Consider the following 26,931-nt stretch of genomic DNA (forward strand, 5'->3'; position numbering starts at 1 on the left):
GAGTGCATGACCAACTCTCTTCAAAAAACGGCGGCGGTGATCGTTGCCGCAGGGCGCGGAACGCGCGCTGGTCCGGGCGCGCCCAAACAATGGCGCCCTCTCGCGGGAAAACGCGTGATCGACTGGACCTTGGCGGCCTTTGACCGCCATCCAGACGTTGACGAGATTGTTCTGGTTCTGCACCCTGACGACCTTGCGCTTGGCAGGTCGTTGCCGGGCAAACATGTTTCCGGCGGCGCGACCCGTGATGCCTCGGTGCGCAATGGGCTGGAAGCACTGGCGCAGAGCGACACAACACACGTCCTGATACACGACGTGGCCCGCGCCGGAATTGACCCGCACACCATTACGTGCGTTATCAAGGCGCTACAAAACGGCGCGACAGGCGCCGCCCCTGCGCTTCCCGTCACCGACGCCTTGTGGCAAGGCGACGAAGGCGCGGTGTCAGGCACGCAAAACCGCGAAGGCCTCTTTCGCGCTCAGACCCCGCAAGGCTTTGACTTCAAATCAATTCTCGCAGCCCACCGCGCACATGTCGGCGGGGCCGCAGACGACGTGGAAATCGCACGCGCCGCAGGGATTGACGTGACCATCACTGAAGGCCGCGAAACCAATCTGAAAATCACCACTGCTGACGACTTTGATCGGCTGGAACAACACCTGAGAGGCCCTATGGATATACGCTTGGGAAATGGCTTTGACGTGCACGCCTTTGAGCAAGGTGACCATGTGATATTATGTGGCGCGCGCATTCCTCACGACAAAGCTCTCAAGGGTCACAGCGATGCCGACGTTGGGATGCACGCGGTCACCGACGCCATCTACGGCGCGCTGGCGCAAGGTGACATCGGCCGCCACTTCCCGCCTAGCGACATGAAATGGAAAGGTGCCGATAGCCGCATTTTCCTTGAACATGCGGTGCAACTGGCCGCCGATATGGGCTACAAAATCGCCAATATTGACTGTACTCTGATTTGCGAGAGGCCAAAAATCGGTCCACATGCGCCCGCGATGATCGCGCGGATGGCGGAAATTATGACGCTTGAGGAAAACCGCATTTCCATCAAGGCCACAACCAGCGAAACACTGGGTTTCACAGGTCGGGAAGAAGGCATCGCAGCCATCGCGACCGCAACATTGGTGACAAAATGAGCAAAATGATTGCGACGATGCTGGGTCTCGGTTTCCTCAGTTCCATGCCCGGCACGTTAGGCTCAGCCGCCGCTGTGCCTCTTGCCGTTTTTATTCACATGATTGGCGGGTTTTATGCGCTTGTCGTTGGCACACTCGCCATGTTCTTTATCGGTTGGTGGGCCACTGCGGATCAAGTAGCTGCCCGCCCGACCGAAGACCCCTCCGAAATCATCATCGACGAGTTGGTCGGCCAATGGCTCGCCCTTTGGATTGTAAGCCTTGGCGCACAGCACGCTGGCGTTCCCATCTGGAAACTATGGCCCGGCCTGATCGCCGCATTTGTCCTGTTCCGCCTCTTTGATATTACCAAGCCAAGCCTTGTTGGCTGGGCAGATCGCCTCCACAACAGCCTTGGCATAATGCTTGATGACGTGTTCGCCGGTTTGTTTGCAATGATTTGCGTCGGCCTGTTGGGCTATGCCTGGCACGCGGCCTTTATGTAGTGGTGGACGTCGCCGCACTCCTTGAGGCCTGCCGAAAAGCCGGCCTGCGCATCGCAACTGCCGAAAGCTGCACCGCAGGCATGGTCGCAGCCGCGCTGACAGAAGTCGCCGGCAGCTCCGACGTGTTTGAGCGTGGCTTTGTCACCTATACCAACCTCGCCAAAACCGAGATGCTTGGCGTGCGCGAAGCGACGCTTTCGGCGGTTGGGGCGGTCTCCGAGGACGTCGCCCGAGAAATGGCTCTTGGGGCGCTGGTGAACTCCGATGCCCAACTGGTGGTGTCGGTCACAGGCATTGCAGGCCCCGGCGGATCAGAGTTCAAACCCGAAGGCCGCGTATGCTTTGGCCTCGCAATCGGCCGAACCTGCACCACTGAAACCGTGGAGTTTGGCGCTTTGGGTCGCAGGCAAGTGCGCGAGGCCGCTCGGAATCATGCGATGGCGCTGCTGTGTAAAGCCGCCTTAGAAAGTTGATGTCAAAATAATCATCAAGCACTCCTTCTCGCCCATTTTTTAATCACATTGCAAAACGCCCATGTTTGAGGCGCACCCTTCACACTTGCGCCTTTGTTCTGAGCAGCTTTTCGGCTCTTTGGCTGAAAACCATCACTTACGGAATAAGAGGGAATAAATATGAACGGAGCGGATACCGCATGGATCATAGTGGCGACAGCCTTGGTCCTGTTCATGACACTGCCGGGGCTGGCGCTGTTTTACGGCGGCCTTGTACGGGCAAGAAATGTGCTCAGCGTCTTCATGCAAACCTACGCCATTGCCTGTTTAATGAGCATTCTTTGGTTGGCATTTGGCTATTCCATCGCTTTTGGCGGCGGCGGATCGGGCTACTGGGGCGGCCTTGGCAAAATGTTCCTCTCAGGCGTCACCGCTGACAGCTTGTCGGGCACCCTGCCCGAAGTACTGTTCTTTGCCTTTCAGATGACTTTCGCGATCATCACGCCTGCACTTATTGTCGGCGCCTATGTTGAACGTATCGGTTTTGGCTTTGTGTTGTTGTTCTCCGGCCTCTGGATGCTCTTGTGCTACGCGCCTGTGGTGCATTGGATCTGGGGCGGCGGCATGTTGGCCGACGGCGGCATCTTTGGTGAAATCGGCGTGCGTGACTTTGCCGGTGGCATTGTGGTGCACGAAACCGCAGGTCTTGCTGCTCTGGTGCTGGCTGTGATGCTCGGCGCCCGCAAACACCGCACAACGCCGCCGCACGCGCCTTGGATGGTGATGATTGGTGCTGCCATGCTTTGGGTTGGCTGGTTTGGCTTTAACGGCGGCTCGCAACTCGCAGCAGATGGCGGCGCAGCCATGGCGCTCACAGTGACCCACATTTCGGCCGCCACCGCGTCTCTGACATGGGCTTTGTGGGAACGCATCAAATACGGCAAAGCTTCTCTGGTTGGTCTGGTCACAGGCACGATCGCTGGTCTTGCCTCGATCACCCCTGCGTCGGGTTTTGTAGGCCCGGTTGAGGCACTACTCATCGGTGCCATCGCGGGTATCCTGTGTCAGGAAGCTGTGAACCTCATACGCAACAAATTCAACATCGACGACACGCTTGACGTTTTTGCAGTGCACGGCGTCGGCGGCATCTTCGGCACACTCATGATCGCGGTCTTCGGTCAGGGCGCTTGGGTTGCCCAACTTGGCGGCCTCGCCATCGTTGGCGTCTTCACTGTGGTCGTGACTTTCGTGCTGGTAAAACTGGTCGGCCTGATCACGCCTCTGCGTGTGGATGAGGAAACCGAAGTCAACGGCCTTGATCTCGCGGTGCACGGCGAACGCGCCTACGACATCGCCTCATAAGATACTGGAACGACACTCCAACTGGGGCGGCCTTCGGGTCGCCCCTTTTCTTTTTGGTGATGCCCGCATTTGGTCTTGGACACGGCGATTTGGAAACAGACAATGGGCTCTAGGAGGCGAACTCTCATTTTGAGCCCAACTCTGCAAAATGCTGCGCTCTTCATCAATGCTAGCAAAGCGCAGGAAGTGGGGTTTGCAAAGTTAACGACAGCGCCCGATAACGGACCAAGTTGGCAAGTGTGTCAAACGACAGCGAAGAGCGCAAAGTGGCTTGTCACTGCGTTGTCGCACATAACATACATTTAGCGGTTGACTTATTGCTGCGCTAAACATTCCATCTTCAGATGAGCTTTCAAGTGTCGGTGCATAAAGAGTTGAACTTGGTTTACACTAAGTTTTGGGGCTTTGTGGAGACCTGCGAACTAGAGCAAGCTACGTTCAACACGCTTGAACACCCTGATTTTTCGCCAGGGATGCTAGAATTGACCGACCTCTCAGGGGTCGAAGGCACGGATTTAGATTTTGAGAGTTTGGGAGCGGAAACGTCGAGATCGATCGCGTATTACGAGATAATTGCAGAACAAACGTCGCACTTCGTTTTCGCTCCAACAGATCTTGGTTTCGACTTGGCTCAGGAGCACTTCAGACGTGTGCAAATTGAGGTCGCAAACCTAAAAGTAGGTTTGTTTCGGTCCGAGAGTGAGATGTTGAGGGCGATGGAAAGAAAGGCAAAGTCTATAGATGAGCTGCTTAACGTCGCCATCCGATAACACCGCCTTTTCAATTTTCAATCGATTTTCAGCTCTGCCCCGCATCGCAGACGCCCATTCAATTTCCGCCAATGTCCGCTTAAACTGAAGCAGCAAACAATTGCTACTTCTGCTTTGGGCTGCCTGCGGATCCTTGATCCCAAAAAGGCGAGCGGCAGCATTGTCCCACCACTGCCGACTTAAGCCTTCACCGCAGCGAATGACCGGCCTCCTGTTGCAAACGGTGTTTGCAGACATACTCTACTTTATTATGCACATCTCCTCTGCGATCAGCGCAGCACGGCGCCGATCCGCGTCGACATCTCAGCCGCGCAAATCATCTCCCAAAGCGCCTGTTGCCGCTCCGCTCCGACCAAGGCCACAGCCTTTGCGTGCAGCCGATCCTCACGGTCCATAAGCAAAACCGGCGCATCCAGATCGTGGAACGCGTCCAGACAGGTTCCATCGTTCAATGTCACACGCACACGCGCCTGCATTTCGCTCAGCGTAGGGTCTTCCGCCAATGCCACCCGATCGCGCACCGCAATCACATCGGCATCCGCACAAAGTGCATCTGAATAGCTCGCCAAAGCCGCCGTGTCGTGCCCCAGAAAAGCCATCGCCACCACCACGCGATAAGAAAACTTCGCGCCCAAGCCTTCGGTCGGCGCCGGCTGGTTGCACACTGACATCCAGCGCGGATGCGTCGTGACTTCAACCGACGCGACATCCTCTGCCGCTGGCCGGTTCATCCCACCAAGCGCCTCCAGAGTGGCATGCAGCCCGTGGCAACAGGCATGAAACTTGTGGCTGATGCTGTCCATCAACCAAGCCTCGCCCAGCCCGTTAAGCGCGGACAGGTCAGCAACGCCGCGATGCGTTGGCCCAAACCCTTGTGCGGCCTCAAGCCCATGCGGATTGCCGGCCAAACCATTGGCAACCAAAAGCGCGGCTTCAACCCCGTTACTCGCGGCAATGCCCGCATTAAACGGTTTGCCCATCGTCCCGAACTGCGCCTTCAGTCCGCTGGCGCGTGTGGCCACCAATCCAAACGTCGCCGCCACCTGTGCCGTGCTAAATCCCAACAACCGCGCCGCAGCCGCAGCCGCGCCAAACGCTCCGGCCGTGCCGGTTTGGTGAAAGCCGTGTTGATAATGGTCGCGTCCCAACCAGACACCAACGCGGATGCTAACTTCGATCCCCAACAGAGCGGCCTGTTGCATGGCCACTCCGTCCGCATCCTCCCGTTCCGCCACAGCCAAGGCCGCCGGAAACACAGCAACACTTGGATGGCCAATGTGCGCAAAATGCGTATCGTCATAATCAAGCGCGTGGCTGGTCGCGCCATTTACCAATGCGGCCGTCCGCGCTGGCGCTTGGCCTCCGCCAAACAAACTGGCCTGCGCAGCACCGCCTTCTTCCACTGCCAAAGCGTGGCACGCTTGCGCAACGGGTTCACCTACGCCCGCGATGCCGCACGCCGCCCAGTCCAGCATCGACAAGCGCAGCATGTGTTTTGTGTCTTCAGGAACCGCCTCTGCCGGAAAATCCGCCACGAACGCCGCCAGTTTCTCGGTGATCATGGTCTTTCTCCTTGTGCTCAGCTGTAAAGCGCTTTTGCCCGCGTCTCAAAGGCGCCAACAATCCGGTTCATGGCTTCGTAAAACACCAGACCTATCGCCTTTTGCAGGATGATGTTCTTGAACTCGAAGTCCACAAAGAACTTCACCTCAACGCCCCCGTCCACATCCGCAAAATCCCACGTCGACTTCATGTATTTGAACGGCCCGTCCAGATATTCAGTGTCTATGTGTTTGCTATCCGGGAGCAATACCACGCGACTGCCAAACCGCTCGCGGAACACTTTGAAGGAAATCACAAGGTCCGCCAGCATCTCCTCCGAGGCGCCTCGCGGCGTCCGCGACCGAATACGTGCGGCAGAACACCATGGCAAAAATTGCGGATAGGCCGCGACGTCTGCCACAAGATCATACATTTGCTGTGCCGAATACGGCAGCGTGCGAGTTTCAGAGTGCGTCGGCATGTCGTTCCATTTTCGTCGTGACAGCGCCAAACTGGGTCGCTATGCACTGTCCTGCCCGCGCACATAGCTGCGCGACACCGGGTAAATCAAGAGGGTCTCATGTCAGAGCGTCCATATGTCATCGATCAAATGATCTCAGCCAAGTCGATTGCGGCGCGTATCGAGGGCCTCAGTTCCGAGATCGAACGCGAATACGAAGGCACCGACAAGCTTGTGGTTGTTGGCCTTTTGCGCGGCTCTTTCGTGTTCATCGCCGATCTGGTGCGCGAACTCGATCTGCCAGTCGAAGTCGATTTTCTTGAGGCCAGCTCTTATGGCAACGCCATGGAAAGCAGCCGGGAAGTGCGTATTCTCAAAGACTTGCGCGGCGAGATTGAAGGCCGCGACGTTCTTGTCGTCGAAGACATTGTCGACACCGGCCACACCCTGACCCATGTGATGCACCTTCTGACTGCGCGAAACCCGGCCAAAATCAAAACCATCGCGTTGCTGGACAAACCCTCCCGCCGCGAGGCTGACATTGCCGCCGACTGGATCGGTTTTTCCATTCCGGATGAATTTGTGGTCGGCTATGGCATCGACTTTGCCCAACGCAACCGCAACCTGCCCTTCATCGGCAAGGTGCGCTTTACGGAATGAACCCGCGCCATTTTATGAAGATGGCGATGTGGGTGCGGCGTCCGCCATCCAAAAAGCGGGTTATCCTGGTGTTTTGCGTGATCGCCATCTGTCTCGCAATTGCCGGCATCGAGAAACTCTTTGGTCTCGATGACATACTGCCAGACCTGAACGCCACCAAGGTTCGGATCAAGACCACGCCCTAAACGCGCCCCAACAACCTCTCTTTCATCCCGTCGAGCCCCTCCAGTAGATAGCGCCGCGTCGCCTCGATCCGGCTAACACCTGCCATATCCACATGGTTTGCCACCCAGATCGGTGCTGACGGCAACCCGCCGTCATCCAGCCTTTTCAGCCTCACATCCGCATCGCCCAGCACACAGGGGATCACCGCCCTGCCAAGCCCCATTCCCGCCATATAGGTCAAAACCACAAAGCTGTCCGCCGCGCTGACAATCTGCTCAGGTGCCACACGCTCCGCCATCCAACGCGCGCCCAAAGACCGCGTCAATGGCCCCGCCATGCCCAACCAATCCGCCTGAGTCTCCTGCGTTGCATACACGCCAAACCCAAGCTGCGCGCCAACATCGCCCACCATGTCCTCGCCCAACTCATCCGTCGGGCGCACCGCAATGTCGGCCTGCGCGCGGCTGAAATCACTGCGGGCGTTGGTGCTCATCAGCGCAATTCGCAGCCCGCTCACGTCCTTGTGAAGCGTGCCGACGATTTCAGGCAGCACAAATTGGCACAGCGAATCCGTGCTCGACACCCGTACCGACCCCATCACCGGCGCTTGCTCGCCTTGCAACATCCGCGCCACCGACTGGACCGCGTTTTCTGCCTCTCGCGCAGCTTCGATCATACGAAGGCGTTCAGGCCGCACCGTGTAACCCTTTGCCGTGCGGTCAAAAATCGCCACACCAAAGCGTGTCTCATATGCCGCCACCCGGCGCAAAACCGTGGCGTGGTTCACCCCCAGTTGACGCGCCGCGCCGCTGACGGTGCCGTTTTCCGCCACCGCCAGAACAAATCTCAAGTCGTCCCAATTCTCACTGTGCATAAATCGCATATATACCCTGCAAAAATTACAAATGGTATTCGATTTTTTCACAGATAGAGTTTTCTTGAAGATATGATTGCCAACATCCCACATTTCAGGAGTAGCCTTATGAAACGCACTTTTGCCCTGACCACTCTCACCGCGGTTTTGACCCTTGTCGGTGCTACCGCATTCGCAGATGACCACATCGACAGCGCCATCAAGGCCCGTCAGGCACAAATGCAGCTTTACGCCTTCTCGCTTGGCACACTGGGCGCGATGGCCAAAGGCGACGTCGACTATGACGCCGCAGCCGCATCTGCAGCCGCCGACAATCTTGCCGCTGTCACCATGCTGCACCCCGGCGCGTTCTGGCCACAGGGCTCTGACAGTGCGTCCAACGACAAAACCCGTGCCAAGGCGGACATGTGGTCCAACTTCCCAGACGTTCAAGCCAAAGGCATGGCGCTTGGCGAGGCCGCAGTGGCCATGAAAGCCGCGGCTGGCACAGATCTCGCCGCACTGCGTGGCGCGATTGGTGCAGTTGGTGGCGCGTGTGGTGCATGCCACAAAGCCTATCGCGAACCGGCCAACTGATTAGACTAACTCGAATTTCTTTAGACCGGCGGCTCTCGGCTGCCGGTCTTTTTTGTGCTAAGGTGGCTTCATGAAACGCTTTTTGATGTCTTTTTGTGCGCTCGCTTTTTTCGGCGGCGCCGTCTTCCTCTGGATCACCCGCGCCGACACTTTGCAGGCCGATACCCTTGAGGGCCTTACAGCCGACGCGACCCTTGGCGAAGCCGTGTTTCACGCCTCGGGCTGCGCGTCCTGCCACACGGCACCCGGGGCTGAAGCCTCAGACACTCCTTTGCTCGCAGGTGGTCAAAAATTCCCGTCTGACTTTGGAACATTTGTTGCTCCCAACATCTCGCCTGACCCAAAACACGGGATCGGCGGCTGGACCGCAACCGACCTCGCCAACGCCATGCTGCGCGGTGTCTCGCCAGAGGGACAGCATTACTATCCCGCCTTTCCCTACGCGTCCTACATACGGATGCAGCCGCAAGACGTGGTCAACCTGCACGCCTTTCTTGCGACCTTGCCCGCGAGCGTCACGCCCAGCCAACCGCACGAGGTTGGCTTCCCGTTCAACATTCGGCGCAGCGTCGGTGGGTGGAAATGGCTCTATCTGAACGATAACTGGATCATGCCCGCAAGTACCGAGCAACTTGAACGTGGTCGCTATATTGTCGAGGCAATGGGCCATTGCGGCGAATGCCACACACCCCGCAACGTACTTGGCGCCATGGATCAATCGGCTTGGCTTACGGGCGCGCCCGATCCGTCCGGCAAGGGCACGATCCCCAACATCACCCCCGCCGAACTATCATGGTCTGACGCCGATCTGACCTATTACTTTGAAACTGGGTTTACCCCGGATTTCGACAGCGCAGGTGGACATATGGCGCATGTGGTGGAAAACCTCGCACGCCTGACACCCGAAGATCGAGAGGCTGTAACGGCCTATCTTAAGGCTCTGCCTTAAGCGCTTGATAAAAAACAAAAGGCCGCCCGAAAGAGCGGCCTTTTTCAACGTTACCGGCTATACTTTACGCCTTGTTCAGCTGCGCTTCACGCGCGGTGCGCAGACGGGCAAAATCGTCACCCGCGTGATACGACGACCGTGTAAGTGGCGTTGCAGAAACCATCAAAAAGCCTTTGCCATAGGCCGCTTTTTCATAGCTCTCAAATTCTTCAGGCGTCACAAACCGATCCACCGCGTGGTGCTTTGGCGTTGGCTGCAAATACTGACCGATGGTCAGAAAATCGATGTCGGCTGCGCGCATGTCATCCATGACTTGCGTCACCGCCAACTTATCTTCTCCCAGACCAACCATGATGCCGGATTTTGTGAACATCGTCGGATCCATTTCCTTGACCCGCTGCAAAAGCCGCAAGCTGTGGAAATACCGCGCACCGGCCCGCACCTCAGGATAAAGCCCTGGAACGGTCTCCAGGTTGTGATTAAACACATCTGGCCGTGCTTCAATTATGACCTCCAACACCTTGGGATCACAGCGCAAAAAGTCTGGTGTCAAAATCTCGATTGTTGTTCCCGGACTGCGGTGCCGTATCGCGCGGATGGTCTGCGCGAAATGCTCTGCACCACCATCCTCGATGTCATCACGGTCTACCGAGGTCACCACAACATGGTTCAGCCCCAGCTTTGCCACCGCATCCGCAACGCGGCCGGGTTCAAACGCATCCAATGCTTCTGGCGGCTTGCCCGTCGCAATGTTACAGAATGAACAGGCGCGCGTGCACACCTCACCCATGATCATCATGGTCGCGTGCCCTTGGCTCCAGCATTCGCCAGCGTTCGGACACCCCGCCTCTTCGCACACTGTGACCAGCTTGTTTTCACGCATGATCTTTTTGGTGGCGTTATACCCCTCACCCGTTGGCGCTTTCACGCGAATCCATTTGGGTTTTCTCGGCTGGGCATTGTCCGGGCGGTGGGCTTTTTCCGGATGCCGCTGCTCAGGCACTTTCAGATCACGCAAGGTCGTTTCCCCAGGGTAAATTATAGTTCTTGACTGCATAGCATAGTGCACCTGACCCGCTAGGGCCAGAGCTGCAACCCAGCTATGCATTCCGATCAAATTTTGTGCATATTCAGTCGCAGCATCGCATGATGCAAATGCAGCATTGCACGCTAATTTGGAATCAATATAGATCGGGCGCAAAGCAACCCACTACCAAGGAAATACCGATGCAAGTTGGCGCAAAGCTCCCAAATGTTATCTTCAAAACCCGTGTCCGCGACGAGGCCGTTGGTGGCCCCAACCCGTTCCGTTGGCAGGACATGACCAGCGACGATTACTTCAAAGGCAAGCGCGTTGTTCTCTTCTCGCTGCCCGGCGCCTTCACCCCAACCTGCTCGACGTATCAACTGCCTGGATTTGAGGATAACTTCGCACGTTTTCAGGAACTTGGCATCGACTCTATCTACTGCATGTCCGTCAACGACAGCTTCGTGATGAACAAATGGGCCGAAGCCCAAGACGTCAAAAACGTCGACGTCATCCCGGACGGTTCCGGCGAATTCACCCGCAAGGTTGGTATGCTCGTGCGCAAAGACAACCTCGGTTTTGGCCTGCGGTCCTGGCGCTATGCCGCGATCATCAACAACGGCGTTGTTGAGGCGTGGTTCGAAGAGCCCGGCCTTGATGATAACTTTGGCGAAGATCCCTATGGCGAGAGCTCGCCAGAGACACTTCTGAAGTATCTTGAAGCGGCCAACGTCGAGACCGCCGCTTAAGGCATTATCGCCATAACGCGGCACTGGATTCCTTAAACGCCCGTTGCAAATTCAGCAGCGGGCGTTTGTTTGTGTGTTACGTGCCTACTGTTTTCCACGCACGCTTGAAAAAACTTCCCCCGACACAGCTTCGGCGCGCTATCATCCTCACAAGATTTTGCCGAGGAGTGACTCATGAGAAATTCCCAATGGATCTATGCGACATTGATGTCTGCGACCATCCTTCCGTCTGCTGTGCTGGCAGAAAACAATTGGAGTTGGAAGTTAGCTCCCTACGTACTTGCACCAAGCATTGACGGCACATCCTCGCTGGGCCGGTTGACCGATGTCGGGCTGAGCGTGAATCCTGCGGACATCATCGAGCGTCTTGATTTAGGTTTCATGGGATATTTCGAGGGATACAACGCCAACGGTTGGGGTTTCAACTTCGACTACGGTTTTATGGACCTCAGCGACAGCGGAACCTTTGCCGGCGGCCTCGGGACCGCTGACGCTGATATTTTTCAAGGCGTCCTTACGGCGACGCTCTTCCGCCGTGTTGTCGACACCCCCGACACCTTGGTCGACGTTTACGGTGGTGTCCGCTGGTGGGACACAGACATCGACGTGGCAGCAACACTCGGAGCAACAAGTGCCAACGTCTCGATGGGCGACAACTGGGTGGACCCGCACATCGGTATCCGCTTTGAAAAACAGCTTCCCAACAGCGATTGGGCCCTCAACCTTCAGGGCGACATTGGCGGATTTGGCATCGCTTCAGACTTTGCCTGGACCGCCTTGGTAGGCGTAACATGGTATGCAAATGAAAAATTTGCTTTGGAAATCGGCTATCGGGCCCAAGGCGTTGACTTCGAAAGTGGCGTGGCAGGCACGCCATCTCACTTCACGTATGACACGGTCACTCACGGCCCCAGAATCGGCGCTGTATTCAAGTTCTGACACAAATGCGGCCTGCAGGTTTCTGCCAATTCGGCGCCTGTGGGAAAACTACCCGATATAATCGCCGCTACCGCCAGCCCGATCGGCATGGTGATCCCGCAGCCGTCCCAACGCAATCCGCAGTACAATTTTTGCCGAGCGCGCCGACCATCCAAGCTGCTTTTCAACCGTTTCCAGCCCTTCAAGATAGCAACAACAACGCAACGCAACGTCGGCCAGCCCGTCGCCCAAATCACATAGGGCATCCGACACCCGCAGGCGGGCCAGCTCTGCCGCATCCGTACCGTTTGTCGCATAGGCGACCCGCCCTGTGTCGCGCAAAAATGCGTGCCACATTTGGGTGCGCTCTGTCCCCATCTGCGCCAATTCAAAATCCTCTCGCAACCGCTCCCCTGCGGCGACCAACCCCGTGTCCAAAAATGGCGCGCCTTCCTTGTCTTTACGCCGCGACAAAGCCACCAGCGGGCTTTCTGCTGCAGTAAACCTCACGGGGCGCGTGCCGGTCACCGAGGGTTGCAGCGCGCCGCTTGGTGCAAAGGTGTCCTGTGCCTCGGCAAAGCCCTGAGCAATGTTGGCTTCATCGGCCAACATCCTGTTCAGCGCAGCACGCCCACCGGCTGTGATAGAATAGCGCCTCACTTTGCCCTGACCGCTGCTCTGAATCCAATCTTTCAAGGCCATAGCCTGCGCGACCCCTTGCGCCACAGTTGCCGTGCGCAGTGTCTCGCCTTGGGACATATCACGCACAACAACCGCGTTCTCCATGCCCTCTGCCACCGCAAGAACGGCTCCGGTTTCACACAGGCGCGCCAATATACGCCGCGCCTCTCGCTGCAAAGTCGCGGCCTCGGGCATAACTTGAGCCCCAATAGTCAACGCTTTGGTTTTACGCCCTTTTCCCGCAAGGCTTGAGGCCCGAAAACGCTCCAATGCCGCGTCAATCATCGGGTCATCGCGCATGGTTTCCAACTTTCGGATCTGGCGCAAAACGGTTGACGCATGACACCCGTCGCGCCGCGCCAGTTCGCGGATAGACAGGCCGTGTTCTGTATGCGCCACATAGCGCGCAACACTTTGCGGCACCCAAGCCGGCAGACCACTGGAACGAGGCAAATCAAAACGCATAAACAAACTCCTTACTGAAAAATGGTCAAAAATATTGCCATTGTTTCCCCCAGCCTTGTCCCCAAATTTATCAACATATTTGGACTTGTCAGGCGGGCACCCAGTGGCAAAACCGGGTCGCAAGAAGCCTGTTGCTCAAGGTTAAACGCTTGGAAAATCACGCGTACGTAGATTTTGCAGACGCGCAACACCCTCATTGGTTGTGCTTTGTTGCCGACGCCAAACAAAATGAGGCCGATTCCATGCACGACATTTTTTCAATACTCGACGGATTGAAACGCCCACGCCTCTTGGTCCGCGCTGCGCGCGCCGGATGTGACGCTTACCGACGAGAGGCCCATTTGTACCGACACCTCGGCCCCGGAAAACTACCCAAACATGGGGCTGCGGTTTTGCGTCTGATTGACAAAGAGTCCGCGCTCAATGTTGCGCGCACACAAAAGGCCACCGGCTATTCGCTGGTGGCCCATGTCGATGTCTTGATTGCTCTTATGGCTGAGGCGCGATTGTTGCGCATGACCCAACCACAGGGCTAGTGCAGCAGCGGACCCGCGTCACACAAAGGCGTCTGGCATAGACGCCTTTTTCTGCTCCACATAAGCGCGCAACCGGGCTTCGATTTCCGGATCCAGCGGCGGCTGCTCATATGCTGCCAACAACGTGGCAACCCGTGCCGAGGCCAAGGCCTGCGTATCGCGCGCGCCTTCATCTGACCAGGTTTCAAACGGCTTATAATCCAGCAATTCGGACCGCCAGAACGCTTCTTTGAAGTGTTCCTGCGTGTGCGCACAGCCAAGATAATGACCGCCCGGCCCCACTTCGCGGACCGCGTCCATCGCTTGTGCGGCCTCATCATAACTGATGCCTTGAGCCATCTTGTGCAACGTGCCCAACTGGTCAGCATCCATCACGAACTTTTCAAAGCTCGACACCAGCCCACCTTCTAGCCAGCCACAGCTGTGCAGCATAAAATTCACGCCGCCCATCAAGGCCGCATTGTGGGTATGTGCGGTCTCATATGCGGCCTGCGCGTCGGGCAACTTCGACCCGCATAGCCCACCACCCGAACGGAAGGGCAAGCCAAGACGCCGCGCCAACTGACCGGCACCATAAAGGATCTGGCTGGCTTCCGGCGTGCCAAATGTCGGCGCCCCAGAATTCATGTCGATCGACGTCACAAAGGCCCCAAATATCACTGGCGCGCCAGACCGGATCAACTGGCTATAAGCGATGCCTGCCAGAACTTCGGCCATCACTTGCGTCAATGTTCCCGCCACCGAGACCGGCGCCATCGCGCCGCCCACTATGAACGGTGACACAATACAGGCCTGGTTGTTTTTGGCGTAAACCTCCAACGCACCCATCATCACGTCATCAAACGTCATTGGCGAGTTGATGTTTATCAGCGAGGTCATCACCGTGTTTTCCTGCACGAACTCCTTACCGAACAGGATTTCGCACATGTCCACGCTATCCTGCGCGCGGCTTGGTTCGGTCACCGACCCCATGAACGGCTTGTCGCTCAGAGTCATATGCGCCAACAACATATCAAGGTGGCGCTTGTTCACGGCCACATCTGTCGGTTCACACACCGTGCCACCCGAATGATGCAACCACTTGGACATATACCCCAGTTTCACGAACTTCTGGAAATCGTCCATCGTCGCATAGCGGCGACCACCTTCGGCATCACGCACAAACGGCGGGCCGTAAACTGGCGCGCACACCAACGTGTTTCCACCAATTTCCACGGTTTTTTCAGGGTTCCGGGCATGCTGAACAATCTTGGACGGCGCCGTCTTGCACAACTCACGTGCAAGTCCACGCGGGATACGCACGCGCTCCGCCTCATAATCCACTGTGGCTCCGGCCTCTTTCCAGCGATCCAGAGCGGCTTTGTTGTTCACAAAGTTAACACCAACCTCTTCCAGCAAGGTCTCGGCGTTGGCTTCGATGATGTCCAAAGCCTCGTCATTGAGGATTTCGTAAAGCGGTATGTTGCGCTCGATGAACTTTGCAGTCTCGATTTTCACACCGGTCCGTGCCGCGCGCCGCGCTGCACCTCCGCCACCCCGTCTACGGGTTGCTGCTTCTGCCATGGTTGGTCCTTCCAAAGCGTTGTCTTGGTCACAATCTCTTTGAAGGTGTAGCCCGCCTTGCGACCTTGCCGCGGCGCATTAGCGGCCTTTGACGCAAGATTGCGACATACCCCCCGACAATCGTCGCTTTTGGGAATTTAGCCCCCGTCGCTGGCGTCCCAGGCAACTTTTGAAACGCGTCCATCCAACATCAATGGCGCCAGCAGCTGCGCCAACTGCACCTCGCTGCGCTCCTCAATGGTAAGAAGGATCCCCAAAACCGCTTTCTCTGCATCCCTTTCCCGCCGTTCGATGGTGGTGATCAGAACGCCCATCTGCGTCAACGCCCCGATAGCCAGCGCCCGCACAACCTCTTCTTCCTTCGGCGCATAGGTAAGCTGAACCTCATATTCCTGATTGAGCGGCAAACCGGCCCGGGTTTTGCGTTTCAACCATGTCACCAAGGGCCGCAGCCCCAGATTGACAAACACCACCATCGCGGTTGCGATCGCTGCAAACCCCGGATGCCCGGCACCTGCCATCAGCCCAACCGCCGCCGAACACCACAACGTAGCGGCCGTGTTAAGCCCATGAACCGTAAACCCCTGCCGAAAGATGATTCCGGCACCTAGAAAACCGATACCGGACACAACCTGCGCAGCCACACGGGTCGGGCTGACTTCGTTCGGGTACAGCGAAGAAAACACGACGTAACTCGCAGCACCCAAAGCCACGAGCGCATTTGTACGCAGCCCGGCCATGCGTTGCCGCACTTGCCGCTCCGATCCAATCAACGCACCACAGGTCAACGCCAACAATAAATTCAGAGCACCGTTCGTCAGGTCGGTCGATATCCAGAGATTCATGTATATACCTTAAATATACAATTGCTTTACGACACTTCTGACCTCGACGCGCCACGTCAGACCCCGCAAACACGACCAATCGGTCAAAAAAGGCGACAAATCTGTGCCCCACACACAGAGTCTCTTGCGCCAAAGCCCGCCATGGCCTATGCGCCGCATATGTCCGATATTTCCCATGACCGCCTCCTCATCATTGACTTCGGCAGCCAGGTCACACAGCTGATCGCCCGGCGCTTGCGCGAGCTGAACGTCTATTGCGAAATCCACCCCTATCAGAACGTCGATATGGACTTTGTCCGCGATTTTGATCCCAAGGCCGTGATCCTGTCCGGTGGTCCCGACAGCGTGACCCGCGAGGGCAGCCCGCGCGCACCTCAAGAGATTTTCGCGCACGGCGTGCCGATCCTCGGCATCTGCTACGGTCAGCAAACGATGATGACCCAGCTTGGTGGCAAAGTCGAAAGCGGCCACGGCACTGCCGAATTTGGCCGCGCCTACGTGACCCCGCAAAGCAAACTCGACATTCTGGATGGCTGGTTTGCCGACGGTGACGAACAAGTCTGGATGTCGCACGGCGACCACGTCAGCGACATCGCCCCGGGGTTTGAGGTCTACGGCACCTCCCCGAACGCGCCTTACGCGATCACCGCCGACCCATCTCGCCACTTCTATGCCGTGCAATTCCACCCCGAAGTGCACCACACTCCCAATGGCGCGAAACTATATGAAAACTTCGTCAAAATTGCCGGTTTCTCCGGTGACTGGACCATGGGCGCCTACCGTCAGGAAATGATCGCCAAAATCCGCGAACAGGTTGGCGACAAACAGGTTATCTGCGGCCTCTCGGGCGGCGTCGACAGCTCGGTAACGGCCATCCTGCTGCACGAAGCAATTGGCGATCAGTTGACCTGCGTGTTTGTCGATCATGGTCTTCTGCGCAAGAACGAGGCCCCCGAGGTCGTCGCGATGTTCCGCGACAACTACAACATCAAACTGATCCACGCCGACGAAAGCGACCTGTTTTTGGGTGAACTCGACGGCCAGTCTGATCCGGAAACCAAACGCAAAATCATTGGCAAGCTGTTCATCGATGTGTTCCAGAAACATGCCGACACCATCGACGGCGCCGAATTCCTTGCGCAAGGCACGCTTTATCCTGATGTCATCGAAAGCGTCAGCTTCTCCGGTGGCCCGTCTGTGACCATCAAAAGCCACCACAACGTTGGCGGCCTGCCCGAAAAAATGGGCCTCAAACTGGTTGAACCCCTGCGCGAACTCTTCAAAGACGAGGTGCGCGCCTTGGGTCGCGAACTTGGCCTGCCGGCATCCTTCATCGGGCGCCACCCGTTCCCCGGACCGGGCCTTGCGATCCGTTGCCCCGGTAAAATCACCCGTGAAAAGCTCGACATCCTGCGCGAAGCGGACGCGGTCTACATCGACCAGATCCGCAAACACGGCCTTTACGACGATATCTGGCAGGCTTTTGTCGCCATCCTGCCTGTGCGCACCGTTGGCGTGATGGGCGACGGCCGCACCTATGACTACGCCTGTGCTCTGCGCGCGGTGACCTCGGTGGACGGCATGACCGCGGACTACTATCCGTTCAGCCACGAATTCCTTGGTGAAACCGCCACGCGCATCATCAATGAGGTCAAAGGCATCAACCGCTGCACCTACGACATCACCTCCAAGCCTCCGGGCACGATTGAGTGGGAATGAGGCGTGCCCGAAAACAGTCCGTCGGACTGTTTTCAGCGCCGAACGCCTGACGCTGTGCCGAGGATCAGACCAATTGAGAAGACGCCGCCCCGATCCGGGCGGCGTTTTTTTTGTGGCATCTTCTTCGTCTTTGCGCGACCAAGGGACACCTAGGTTGGAAAGACCCCGATGACGACGCTCACCACTGCTGCTGCCGCCCTTTGGCGCGGGGCCACCTACCCGCTGCGGTCTTCCACGCCGGTCGTGCATTTTTCTTTCCACAAAAATCTCACGAAATACTACAACCGCGTCGCGGAAACCTTTGCCTACGCAACGGGCCGTCAACGCGCCCATTTCAACAGCAACATCACAACCTTCGCACAAGCCCAGCCCCAACTGGATATGGCGTCCGTCAACAACCACTTTGTTGATCTCGCGCAGCTTTCCAACGCCCCGCGCGCATCTCTGTTTGTCCGGGACCCGCGCGATCTGGTGGTGTCAGGCTATTTTTACCACAAACGCGGCGCTGAAAAATGGTGCCACATGGTCGATCCCGCGCCAGAAGATTGGCGTCACGTAAACAGCGCTGTCCCACCACAAATGCGCCAAGGCGAAAGCTTCACAGACTGCCTTAACCGCTTGCCACTGGCTGAGGGCCTGATGGCCGAAATCGCTTTCCGCACCCATCATTTTGACGCCATGGCGCAATGGCTCGCCTCGCCGCCTTCGGACCTCCTGATCTTGCGCTACGAGGACATCCTCGGCAACGAACCGGCCGCCTTTGAGGCACTGGCCGCCCACTACGGTTTCAACCGCGCCGAGCGCGCCCTGTGGCGCCGCATCGCAGGTGGGTATGCCGCCACCAAATCGCTGTCCAAACACGTGCGCAACCCTTCCTCCGGCCAATGGCACGACGTTTTCCCACCCCAAGTCGCAACCGCTTTCAACGACTCCTTCAGCGACCTTATGGAATTTTCAGGCTATGACTGATCCCAAAATCCAACTGACCGGCCATATTGATGTGCCTGATAATCGCCTTGAGGCTGTAAAACTGGCCCTCTCAGAGCACATCGCGCTGACCCGCGCAGAGCCCGGTTGTTTGTCCTTTGACGTCACCCAGGATCCGCAGCTTCCGAACCGGTTTCATGTGTCGGAACTCTTCATCAACCGCGCCGCGTTCGACGCACATCAAACACGCACCAAAGCGTCGCCGTGGTTTTTTACAACCAAAGGCATTGAACGCACCTATCAGGTCAAAGAGCTCCCAGCATGAACGACACCCTCAAAGCCGCTCTCTGGATGACGGGGGCCATTGCGTCTTTCACGTCCATGGCCATCGCCGGACGTGCGGTATCTCTTGAACTCGATACCTTCGAAATCATGATGTACCGCAGTTTCGTCGGCATCGTGATTGTTGTCATCGCTGCGCGCCTCTGCGGCACGCTTTCACATATCCATCGTCGCAAATTGGGGCTGCATTTTATCCGTAATATCAGCCACTTCGCGGGGCAAAATCTGTGGTTTTACGCGATCACCGTGATCCCGCTTGCTCAGGTGTTCGCGCTCGAATTCACCTCACCCATCTGGGCCATTCTGCTGTCTCCGCTGATCCTTGGCGAACGTTTGCGCCCGATTGGCCTTGTGGCGGCAGCCATCGGATTTGTCGGCATTCTGATTGTGGCCCGCCCCACGCCCGACAGCGTCTCCTTCGGTCAGCTTGCCGCGCTCATGGCCGCCATCGGCTTCGCACTATCTGCGCTTTTCACCCGCAAGCTGACGCGCACAGAACCCATCACCTGCATCCTGTTTTACCTGACAGTCATGCAAGCGGCGTTTGGCGTGATTTGCGCAGGCATTGACGGCGACATCGCTCTGCCATCTGCCGCAACGGCCCCGTGGCTGGTGCTCATTGCCTGTGCCGGTCTTGTTGCGCATTTCTGTTTGACAACGGCACTGGGTCTCGCGCCTGCGGCAGTGGTTATGCCCATCGATTTTGTCCGCTTGCCTTTGATCGCTCTGGTGGGGGCGCTGCTTTATAACGAAACCATCGACATCTTTGTTGTGATCGGTGCTGCCTTAATATTCAGCGGTAATTACTTGAATATTATTACTGAATCCAGATTGAGCTCGGCAAAAAAGTGATGCACCACCAGCGCAATGCGCAAGGAACGGGTCGCGTGGGTCTGACATTCCCGTATGGATGCCCTCATGGCTGACCAAAAATCTCTCTCCGCCCAAGCATGGATCGAACTCTTGTTGCTTGCCGTCATCTGGGGCGGCATTTTTCTGGCGTCACGGGTCGCGCTCAACGAGGTGCCTGTTTTTACGCTAGTCGCCCACCGTGTTTTCTGGGCCGCTTTGATCCTCTGGGGCGTGGTTCTTATGCGGCGTTTGCCCATTCCGCGCTCCGGCTCGGTTTGGGTCGCCTTCCTCGTTATGGGGCTGCTGAACAACATCATTCCTTTCAGCTTGCTAAACTGGGCGCAACTCCACATCGAAACCGGTCTCACCTCGATCTTCAATGCCACCACGGCGATCTTTGGTGTGCTTGTCGCGGCGCTTTTGCTGCCCGACGAACGCCTGACCCTGCGCAAAACGGTTGGGGTCACGCTGGGCTTTCTTGGTGTCGCAACAGCAATCGGCCTGCACAATCTCACGAATTTTAATCCCCATAGCATCGCCCAACTTGCCGCAGTCGCCGCCACGCTGTCCTACGCGCTGGCGGGCGTTTGGGCGCGCAAACGCCTCGCGGGTCAGCCTCCACAGATTGCTGCCGCCGGAATGCTGACCGGCGCGTCGCTGTTTGCTGTGCCGCTGGCGATTGCATTTGACGGGCCAATCACCTTTGCGCTCGAGCCCATAACATGGGTCGCCATCGCTTATTGTGCCAGCATTGCCACCGCTGGCGCCTATCTGCTTTATTACCGGGTTCTCGACATGGCAGGCAGCGGCAATTTGATGCTTGTGACGCTCTTGATCCCACCATTTGCCATCGTTCTTGGCGCATTGACGCTTGGGGAAACCCTTGCACCGCGCGCCTACGCTGGCTTTGCCTTGTTGGCCCTTGGTTTGTTGGTTCTGGATGGGCGGGTGTTCGCCAGGATGAAACGCTAACGGGCAGGTTCCCGCCCAAACTCAACGTTGCCCTAAACGTCAACTGGCCCCACTCGGAACCGCCCCCTAATTCCATCGCGGAATTGCCGTCTGGTAACCCGCGAAGCCGCTTCAATTAGAAACCAAATACTAACCATTTGTGACGCCCTTGGGCGGGCCAGAGCATTGGTCTTTTGACCGCACCTAAAGGACACGCATGAAACACACGATTTTCGGCTTCACCGCCCTCTCCATCTCCGCAGGAAGCGCCTTCGCCGGCGGTCTTGATCGCTCGGGACAAGGCATCAATCTGATCTTTGAAGAAGGCACCGTTGCCCAATTCAGCTATGGTTTCGTCAGCCCAAGCGTGTCGGGAACCTTAGGCGGTGCGCCCTCAGGCAACGTTGGTGTTGGCCACGGCATCACCGGCTTTGGTTACAAACAATCGATCAATGACCGGCTGGATGTGGCCATCATCTACGACCAACCTTTCGGCGCCAAAGTTGACTATAGCCCCGACTACCCCCTGTCCGGTGGCCCCGGATCGCCCGACAACCTGCGCGCTCAGGCGACCACCGAAACCCTGACCGCGCTCATGCGGGCGCGGCTGGAAAACGGGTTCTCCGTTTACGGCGGCTTGCGCGGTCAAGGCGCCAGCGCCAACCTTGATGTCCCTGCAGCCGGCTACTCAATGACCTCCAGCACGGCTTATGATTTGGGCTATTTGGTGGGGGCCGCGTGGGAACGCCCCGACATCGCAGCACGAGTGGCGCTGACCTACAACTCTTCCATCGACCACACCGTCCGGATGGACGAAAACGGCAGCATCGGGTCGCATTATTCCGATTTCAAAACGCCGCATTCACTCAACCTTGAATTCCAGACGGGAGTAGCTTCGAACACGATGGTGTTTGGCTCTGTGCGCTGGGTTGACTGGTCGCAGCTCTCAATCGAGTCGCCCAACTATCCCGGCAATGTCATCCTCGCCTATGAAGACGACACCATCACCTACACACTTGGGGTTGGTCAGCGGTTCTCCGACAAGTTTTCTGGCGCGATTTCTGTAGGATTTGAGGACTCCGTTCCCGGAGCAGTCTCCGATTTGGGCCCAACCAATGGCTCCGTCAGCCTTGGTATTGGTGGCACCTACTCCCGCAACAACGCCGAGATCACTTTCGGTGTGCGCCACGTATGGCTTGGTGATGCCACCACCGACAGCGGCGCGGTCTTCACTGACAACAGCGCGTGGGCCGCGGCAATCAATCTGACATACCATTTTGATTAAATTCACGCGGGGGGCAGCCACTGCCCTCCGCGATTTGCCACCGACGGATTACAACCGTGATACCGACGCAAAACCGACACACCGGAATTTGCCAAGACCCCAATAGCATTTGACCGCCCGCGCCCAGCCCGCTACCACCTTTCAAGCACGATCAAGGGATGCGGTGATGATTTACCAAAACGCAAAAGACTGGCGCGCAGCCGGTCAGAAGAAAGTTCTGCTGTTTGGCATGTCTGGCCTTGGAAAAACGCACATTTCCAATACTTTGCGCGACAATGGCGATTGGTTTCATTACTCCATCGATTACCGCATCGGCACCCGTTACATGGGTGAACACATCGCCGACAACGCCAAACGCGAAGCGATGAAAGTGCCGTTTCTGCGCGAACTTCTGATGAGCGACAGCATCTATATCGGCTCCAACATCACGTTCAACAATCTCGCCCCGCTCTCCACATACCTCGGCAAACCCGGCAACCCCGACTTGGGCGGCCTGCCATTTGACGAATACTTGCTACGCCAAGATCAGCACCGTGCAGCCGAAATCGCGGCTCTTATGGACACCAAACCCTTCATCGACCGCGCGCATGACCTTTACGGTTATGACCACTTTATCTGTGACACCGGTGGCTCGATTTGCGAGGTCGTTGACCCGTCTGATGCCAACGATCCCGTGATGACATCGCTTGCTGAAAACACGCTTATGGTGTGGATCAAAGGGTCAGACGCCCACACAGAAGAATTGATCCGACGTTTTGATCGCGCCCCGAAACCGATGTGTTATCAACCCGAGTTCCTGATCTCCGCCTGGCAGGAATACCTCGCGGAAACAGGCACTTCCGAGGCCAAAGTTGATCCGGATGCCTTTGTGCGCTGGACGTACGCCCGCGCTTTGGCCCATCGCCAGCCGCGGTATGCCGCGATGTCAAAATGGGGAATAACCGTCTCTGCCGAACAGGTTTCCGAAGTCGCATCATCCGCTGATTTTGTCGACCTGATTGCCGACAGACTTGAGGCCCAGCCCGCGACCGCCTAACTATGGCCCTCACGCGGTTTTCCAACTCATAAAAGGACCCAGACCCATGCCCATCAAGATCCCCGCAGACCTGCCCGCCTTTGACGTGCTCTCGCACGAAGGCGTCATGGTCATGTCCGAGGATCAGGCAGCCCGTCAGGACATCCGCCCCATTCGCATCGGGTTGCTCAACCTGATGCCCAAGAAAATCCAGACGGAAAACCAGTTTGCCCGTCTGATCGGTGCCACCCCTCTGCAGATCGAGCTGTCTCTGATCCGCATGAGCGAGCACAAAACCCGCAATACAGCCGCCGAGCACATGGCAGAATTTTACCGCCCGTTTCAGGACGTAAAAGCCTCTGGCGAAAAATTTGACGGGCTGATCATCACCGGCGCGCCCATCGAACATATGCCGTTTGAAGACGTGACCTATTGGGATGAACTCTGCGAAGTATTCGAGTGGACCCGCACGAATGTACATTCCACCTTTGGCGTTTGCTGGGGTGGCATGGCGATGATCAACTATTTCCACGGCGTCAAAAAACACATCCTCGATCACAAGGCATTTGGCTGTTTCCGACACCGTAATCTGGCCCATGCCTCACCGTTTTTGCGCGGCTTTTCCGATGATTGCGTGATCCCGGTCAGCCGCTGGACAGAAATGCGCCAAGACGAAATTGACACCGTGCCCGAGCTGCGCACGTTGTTGCACAGCGACGATGTCGGTCCTTGCCTTGTAGAGCACCCTAAATCGCGTTCCCTGTTTATTTTCAACCACTTTGAGTACGACTCTGACACGTTGAAACAGGAATATGACCGCGACATCGCCGAAGGCACACCAATCAATGTGCCGGACAATTATTATCCCGACGATGATCCGAGCAATCCGCCGCAAAACCGCTGGCGCAGCCACGCGCACCTGCTTTATGGCAACTGGCTGTCTGAAATATATCAGACCACCCCGTTTGATATGAACCGTATCGGCATAGAAACCTCGGATCTTCGCGCCCAAGAGACCCCCTGAGGCGTACGCCACGTCAATCCGGCAGAAATCTGTGTCCAAGTGCGATCAAAGACGGAATACTTCCCCTGCGCACAGGACAATGGGACAAGATATGCTGAAATGGATCGGGGTTACGCTACTTGTGGCGATAGTTGCAGTTGTGGCGGCCACGCTGTGGAAAGTTGAGCAACGCAAGGCAACCGCCAAGGCGAAATTTGCCCCCGACGGAGATTTTGTCGATGTCGACGGTCATCCCGTCCATTATGTCGAGCGCGGCAATCCTGAAGCTCCGACAGTGGTTCTTCTCCACGGTGCGTCTGGCAACACCCGCGATTTCACCTATGATTTGGTGGACCGCCTAACTGACAAATACCGCGTCATCGTCTTTGATCGACCCGGCCTTGGCCACACTCCGGCACTTGCCAAAAACGGCGTCACCATTGCGCAACAAGCCGCGCTTCTGTCGCAAGCATCACTCAAAATTGTCGTTAAAAATCCAATAGTTGCGGGTCAAAGCTTCGGTGGCGCAGTGACCATGGCTTGGGCGGTACATCACCCCGACAACATCGCCGCCGCCGTCTCCATCGCCGGCGCAACCTACCCTTGGGAAGGCGGCCTAAACGGGTTCTACGCGCGCCTCGCGGACCCTTGGAAGGGTCCCGTGGTGGCCCGTCTGATTTCCGCATGGGCCAGCGAAGACTACGTCGCCGACAGCATCGCAGGCATTTTCGCACCGCAATCCGCTCCCGAAGGCTATGCCCACTACGTTGGTGTTCCACTGATCCTGCGTCCCGCCTCGCTCTTGGCCAATGCACAGCAGCGCCACGAGTTACGCCCCGAACTGCGCGCGCTTGCGCCGCTCTACAAAACCCTCACGCTGCCGGTTGAAATCGTACACGGCGACGTCGATACCACTGTGGGCCTGCATTTGCATTCAACCCGCATGGTTGACGACATACCCGGCGCAAACCTTGTCGCCCTCAAGGGGGTTGGCCACATGCCACATCACACCAATCCCGACGACGTCGTCGACGCAATTGACCGCGCCGCTGCGCGCGCCGGATTGCACTAACCCTCGCGGACCGCCATATTGGCTAAAAAGCGGAGAGGTTTCATGGACTTGCCATTTGACGGCGCAATCAGCGCCTATTTCGAAAACGAAGCCCCAAAAAACGTGCGCGAGGCCATCCTTGATGGAAGCAAGAAAGACATTTTGGGCGGGACCTATCCGCACACAGAACGACTTAGCGGCAAGACATACGAAAAAGAAATCGCTCAGCTGCAAATCGAACTTGTGAAGATGCAGCATTGGATCAAGGAAAGCGGCCAACGCATGGCCATCGTCTTTGAAGGCCGCGACGCTTCGGGCAAGGGCGGCACCATCAAACGGTTTCGCGAAAATCTGAACCCGCGCGGAGCACGTGTGGTTGCGCTGTCCAAACCAACCGAGGCCGAAAGCACCCAGTGGTATTTCCAGCGCTACATCGACCATCTGCCGTCGGGCGGTGAAATCGTGTTTTATGACCGCAGCTGGTACAATCGTGGCGTCGTTGAAAAGGTCTTTGATTTTTGCAACGACGATCAGCGCACCAAATTTTTCCATCAGGTGACACCATTCGAACGCACGTTGGTCGACGACGGCATTCACCTGTTCAAATTTTGGCTTAACGTGGGTCGCGCCGAACAGCTGCGCCGCTTTTTGTCGCGCGAAAGCGATCTTTTGAAACAGTGGAAACTCAGCTGGATCGACGTCGAGGGCCTAAAGCGCTGGGATGCTTATTCCGCCGCTATTAGCGAGACCCTGACCCGCACCCATAACGCAGACGCGCCTTGGACGATTGTGCGCTCGGATGACAAGCGCCGCGCCCGACTGAACACAATCCGAACTGTGTTGCACGCGATGGACTATGATCGCAAAGACGTCGATGCCATTGGAGAAATTGACACAACCATCTGCGGAGGCCCCCACATCTGGAATGGCTAAACGCGGCTATCATCACGGCAACCTGCGCCAAGCGCTGGTCGAAGCCGCTCTCAGCCTGATCGAGGCCAAGGGCCCCACCGGTTTCACCCTGTCCGAAGCCGCCAAAACCGCTGGTGTGACACCTGCGGCGGTCTATCGCCATTTTGAAGGCCGCGACGACCTGATCGCCGAGGCCGCCCGTCAGGGCTATGAAATCTTCGCGGACGTCATGCAATACGCCTACGACAAAGGCCAACCATCCGCGCTGGCCTCATTTGAGGCCACAGGCCGCGCCTATCTGGCGTTTGCGCGCAAATACCCGGGGCATTATATCGCGATGTTTGAAAGCGGTATTTCGGTCAATCGCACGCCGGAACTCGCCGCCGTCGCGGCACGCGCGCGTGGCGTGATGGAGCAAGCCGCCAGCGATTTGTCACAACATATCCCGCCAGAAAAACGCCCGCCTGCCTCAATGTTTTCTGCTCATATCTGGGCCATGAGCCACGGTGTTGTTGAGCTTTACGCCCGAAATTCACCCGGCACCCAAAGCCCCTTTGCACCCGAAGACCTATTGGAGAGCGGCATCGGAGTTTATTTGCGCGGACTTGGTTTGATCGGCGACGACGGGTGATCCCACGCCTTT

31 protein-coding genes are annotated in these 26,931 nt (G+C 57.2%); 23 read left to right on the forward strand and 8 right to left on the reverse strand.

The window, feature by feature from the left end:
• The first annotated feature begins 6 nt into the window (after positions 1 to 6).
• From SHIM_RS04620 to SHIM_RS04640, 5 genes are all read left to right on the forward strand, one after another.
• Positions 7 to 1,152, forward strand: a complete 1,146-nt coding sequence (locus tag SHIM_RS04620; protein WP_054001428.1) for a bifunctional 2-C-methyl-D-erythritol 4-phosphate cytidylyltransferase/2-C-methyl-D-erythritol 2,4-cyclodiphosphate synthase — start codon at positions 7 to 9, stop codon at positions 1,150 to 1,152.
• Positions 1,149 to 1,637 (forward strand): phosphatidylglycerophosphatase A family protein, encoded by a 489-nt coding sequence (locus SHIM_RS04625; protein WP_054001429.1) that lies wholly within the window; start codon positions 1,149 to 1,151, stop codon positions 1,635 to 1,637. The genes SHIM_RS04620 and SHIM_RS04625 overlap by 4 nt, the downstream gene beginning before the upstream one ends.
• A 2-nt stretch (positions 1,638 to 1,639) precedes the next feature.
• On the forward strand, positions 1,640 to 2,110 hold the full coding sequence (locus SHIM_RS04630) for a CinA family protein (protein WP_054001979.1): 471 nt from the start codon (positions 1,640 to 1,642) through the stop codon (positions 2,108 to 2,110).
• 159 nt (positions 2,111 to 2,269) lie between these two features.
• Positions 2,270 to 3,451: an ammonium transporter gene (locus SHIM_RS04635; RefSeq protein ID WP_054001430.1), complete on the forward strand. Its 1,182-nt coding sequence runs from the start codon at positions 2,270 to 2,272 to the stop codon at positions 3,449 to 3,451.
• 344 nt (positions 3,452 to 3,795) lie between these two features.
• Positions 3,796 to 4,221 carry a hypothetical protein gene (locus SHIM_RS04640; RefSeq protein WP_054001431.1) on the forward strand — a complete coding sequence of 142 codons (426 nt, stop codon included), beginning with the start codon at positions 3,796 to 3,798 and terminating at the stop codon, positions 4,219 to 4,221.
• Between the two features lie 269 nt (positions 4,222 to 4,490).
• On the opposite strand, the gene SHIM_RS04645 is transcribed toward SHIM_RS04640, so the two are convergent.
• Complete coding sequence (locus SHIM_RS04645) at positions 4,491 to 5,783, reverse strand: MmgE/PrpD family protein (protein ID WP_054001432.1); 1,293 nt, start codon at positions 5,781 to 5,783, stop codon at positions 4,491 to 4,493.
• 17 nt (positions 5,784 to 5,800) lie between these two features.
• Entirely contained in the window at positions 5,801 to 6,244 is a 444-nt protein-coding gene (locus SHIM_RS04650) for a type II toxin-antitoxin system RatA family toxin (RefSeq protein ID WP_054001433.1), read from the reverse strand.
• Between the two features lie 99 nt (positions 6,245 to 6,343).
• Between SHIM_RS04650 and hpt the strand changes: the two genes are divergently transcribed.
• Positions 6,344 to 6,883: a hypoxanthine phosphoribosyltransferase gene (gene hpt / locus SHIM_RS04655; RefSeq protein ID WP_054001434.1), complete on the forward strand. Its 540-nt coding sequence runs from the start codon at positions 6,344 to 6,346 to the stop codon at positions 6,881 to 6,883.
• Positions 6,880 to 7,068 (forward strand): hypothetical protein, encoded by a 189-nt coding sequence (locus tag SHIM_RS04660; protein ID WP_062946299.1) that lies wholly within the window; start codon positions 6,880 to 6,882, stop codon positions 7,066 to 7,068. Before hpt ends, SHIM_RS04660 begins: the two co-directional genes overlap by 4 nt.
• On the opposite strand, the gene SHIM_RS04665 is transcribed toward SHIM_RS04660, so the two are convergent.
• Entirely contained in the window at positions 7,065 to 7,922 is an 858-nt protein-coding gene (locus tag SHIM_RS04665) for a LysR family transcriptional regulator (RefSeq protein WP_054001435.1), read from the reverse strand. The genes SHIM_RS04660 and SHIM_RS04665 overlap by 4 nt on opposite strands.
• Positions 7,923 to 8,030: 108 nt before the next feature.
• Here SHIM_RS04665 and SHIM_RS04670 point away from each other — a divergent pair, with 108 nt between their 5' ends.
• Both SHIM_RS04670 and SHIM_RS04675 read left to right on the forward strand, forming a co-directional pair.
• On the forward strand, positions 8,031 to 8,498 hold the full coding sequence (locus SHIM_RS04670; protein ID WP_054001436.1) for a c-type cytochrome: 468 nt from the start codon (positions 8,031 to 8,033) through the stop codon (positions 8,496 to 8,498).
• A gap of 70 nt (positions 8,499 to 8,568) precedes the next feature.
• Entirely contained in the window at positions 8,569 to 9,447 is an 879-nt protein-coding gene (locus tag SHIM_RS04675) for a c-type cytochrome (RefSeq protein ID WP_054001437.1), read from the forward strand.
• A gap of 64 nt (positions 9,448 to 9,511) precedes the next feature.
• Here SHIM_RS04675 and lipA read toward each other — a convergent pair whose 3' ends face one another.
• On the reverse strand, positions 9,512 to 10,465 hold the full coding sequence (gene lipA, locus SHIM_RS04680; RefSeq protein ID WP_054001438.1) for a lipoyl synthase: 954 nt from the start codon (positions 10,463 to 10,465) through the stop codon (positions 9,512 to 9,514).
• A gap of 209 nt (positions 10,466 to 10,674) precedes the next feature.
• On the opposite strand from lipA, the gene SHIM_RS04685 reads away from it, so the two are divergent.
• Together SHIM_RS04685 and SHIM_RS04690 are read left to right on the forward strand one after the other, a co-directional pair.
• Positions 10,675 to 11,223, forward strand: a complete 549-nt coding sequence (locus SHIM_RS04685; RefSeq protein WP_054001980.1) for a peroxiredoxin — start codon at positions 10,675 to 10,677, stop codon at positions 11,221 to 11,223.
• Positions 11,224 to 11,397: 174 nt separating this feature from the next.
• Positions 11,398 to 12,162: a hypothetical protein gene (locus SHIM_RS04690; protein ID WP_054001439.1), complete on the forward strand. Its 765-nt coding sequence runs from the start codon at positions 11,398 to 11,400 to the stop codon at positions 12,160 to 12,162.
• A 48-nt stretch (positions 12,163 to 12,210) separates the two neighbouring features.
• On the opposite strand, the gene SHIM_RS04695 is transcribed toward SHIM_RS04690, so the two are convergent.
• On the reverse strand, positions 12,211 to 13,287 hold the full coding sequence (locus SHIM_RS04695; RefSeq protein WP_054001440.1) for a DUF6456 domain-containing protein: 1,077 nt from the start codon (positions 13,285 to 13,287) through the stop codon (positions 12,211 to 12,213).
• Between the two features lie 11 nt (positions 13,288 to 13,298).
• Positions 13,299 to 13,535 carry a hypothetical protein gene (locus SHIM_RS20325; RefSeq protein ID WP_193749856.1) on the reverse strand — a complete coding sequence of 79 codons (237 nt, stop codon included), beginning with the start codon at positions 13,533 to 13,535 and terminating at the stop codon, positions 13,299 to 13,301.
• Here SHIM_RS20325 and SHIM_RS04705 point away from each other — a divergent pair.
• Complete coding sequence (locus SHIM_RS04705; protein ID WP_054001981.1) at positions 13,530 to 13,823, forward strand: DUF6477 family protein; 294 nt, start codon at positions 13,530 to 13,532, stop codon at positions 13,821 to 13,823. The two genes, SHIM_RS20325 and SHIM_RS04705, sit on opposite strands and share 6 nt — an antisense overlap.
• An 18-nt stretch (positions 13,824 to 13,841) precedes the next feature.
• On the opposite strand, the gene SHIM_RS04710 is transcribed toward SHIM_RS04705, so the two are convergent.
• Together SHIM_RS04710 and SHIM_RS04715 are read right to left on the reverse strand one after the other, a co-directional pair.
• A complete protein-coding gene (locus tag SHIM_RS04710) occupies positions 13,842 to 15,386 on the reverse strand; it encodes a trimethylamine methyltransferase family protein (protein ID WP_054001442.1) in 1,545 nt (514 codons plus the stop codon).
• A gap of 137 nt (positions 15,387 to 15,523) precedes the next feature.
• The gene (locus tag SHIM_RS04715; RefSeq protein WP_054001443.1) at positions 15,524 to 16,231 is read right to left on the reverse strand and encodes an MgtC/SapB family protein; all 708 of its coding nucleotides are present in this window, start codon (positions 16,229 to 16,231) and stop codon (positions 15,524 to 15,526) included.
• 159 nt (positions 16,232 to 16,390) lie between these two features.
• Here SHIM_RS04715 and guaA point away from each other — a divergent pair, with 159 nt between their 5' ends.
• The 11 genes from guaA (at position 16,391) to SHIM_RS04770 (ending at position 26,919) form a co-directional block, all read left to right on the forward strand.
• On the forward strand, positions 16,391 to 17,950 hold the full coding sequence (gene guaA, locus SHIM_RS04720) for a glutamine-hydrolyzing GMP synthase (RefSeq protein ID WP_054001982.1): 1,560 nt from the start codon (positions 16,391 to 16,393) through the stop codon (positions 17,948 to 17,950).
• Between the two features lie 168 nt (positions 17,951 to 18,118).
• A complete protein-coding gene (locus tag SHIM_RS04725; RefSeq protein ID WP_054001444.1) occupies positions 18,119 to 18,919 on the forward strand; it encodes a sulfotransferase domain-containing protein in 801 nt (266 codons plus the stop codon).
• The gene (locus SHIM_RS04730) at positions 18,912 to 19,202 is read left to right on the forward strand and encodes a putative quinol monooxygenase (protein ID WP_054001445.1); all 291 of its coding nucleotides are present in this window, start codon (positions 18,912 to 18,914) and stop codon (positions 19,200 to 19,202) included. The genes SHIM_RS04725 and SHIM_RS04730 overlap by 8 nt, the downstream gene beginning before the upstream one ends.
• Positions 19,199 to 20,071: a DMT family transporter gene (locus SHIM_RS04735; protein ID WP_054001446.1), complete on the forward strand. Its 873-nt coding sequence runs from the start codon at positions 19,199 to 19,201 to the stop codon at positions 20,069 to 20,071. The genes SHIM_RS04730 and SHIM_RS04735 overlap by 4 nt, the downstream gene beginning before the upstream one ends.
• Positions 20,072 to 20,137: 66 nt before the next feature.
• Complete coding sequence (locus tag SHIM_RS04740; protein WP_054001983.1) at positions 20,138 to 21,043, forward strand: DMT family transporter; 906 nt, start codon at positions 20,138 to 20,140, stop codon at positions 21,041 to 21,043.
• A 196-nt stretch (positions 21,044 to 21,239) separates the two neighbouring features.
• Positions 21,240 to 22,307 carry an OmpP1/FadL family transporter gene (locus SHIM_RS04745; RefSeq protein WP_054001447.1) on the forward strand — a complete coding sequence of 356 codons (1,068 nt, stop codon included), beginning with the start codon at positions 21,240 to 21,242 and terminating at the stop codon, positions 22,305 to 22,307.
• Between the two features lie 166 nt (positions 22,308 to 22,473).
• Positions 22,474 to 23,343, forward strand: coding sequence for a hypothetical protein (locus SHIM_RS04750; RefSeq protein WP_054001448.1), 870 nt, complete (start codon positions 22,474 to 22,476; stop codon positions 23,341 to 23,343).
• Between the two features lie 46 nt (positions 23,344 to 23,389).
• On the forward strand, positions 23,390 to 24,346 hold the full coding sequence (metA, locus tag SHIM_RS04755; protein WP_054001449.1) for a homoserine O-acetyltransferase MetA: 957 nt from the start codon (positions 23,390 to 23,392) through the stop codon (positions 24,344 to 24,346).
• 79 nt (positions 24,347 to 24,425) lie between these two features.
• Positions 24,426 to 25,397 (forward strand): alpha/beta fold hydrolase, encoded by a 972-nt coding sequence (locus SHIM_RS04760; protein WP_241488792.1) that lies wholly within the window; start codon positions 24,426 to 24,428, stop codon positions 25,395 to 25,397.
• 42 nt (positions 25,398 to 25,439) lie between these two features.
• Positions 25,440 to 26,309, forward strand: a complete 870-nt coding sequence (gene ppk2 / locus SHIM_RS04765) for a polyphosphate kinase 2 (RefSeq protein WP_054001450.1) — start codon at positions 25,440 to 25,442, stop codon at positions 26,307 to 26,309.
• A complete protein-coding gene (locus tag SHIM_RS04770) occupies positions 26,302 to 26,919 on the forward strand; it encodes a TetR/AcrR family transcriptional regulator (protein ID WP_054001451.1) in 618 nt (205 codons plus the stop codon). Before ppk2 ends, SHIM_RS04770 begins: the two co-directional genes overlap by 8 nt.
• The last annotated feature ends 12 nt before the right edge of the window (positions 26,920 to 26,931 follow it).

Origin of the sequence: Shimia sp. SK013 (assembly GCF_001292625.1) — a bacterium.
Taxonomy (GTDB): Bacteria; Pseudomonadota; Alphaproteobacteria; order Rhodobacterales; family Rhodobacteraceae; genus Shimia.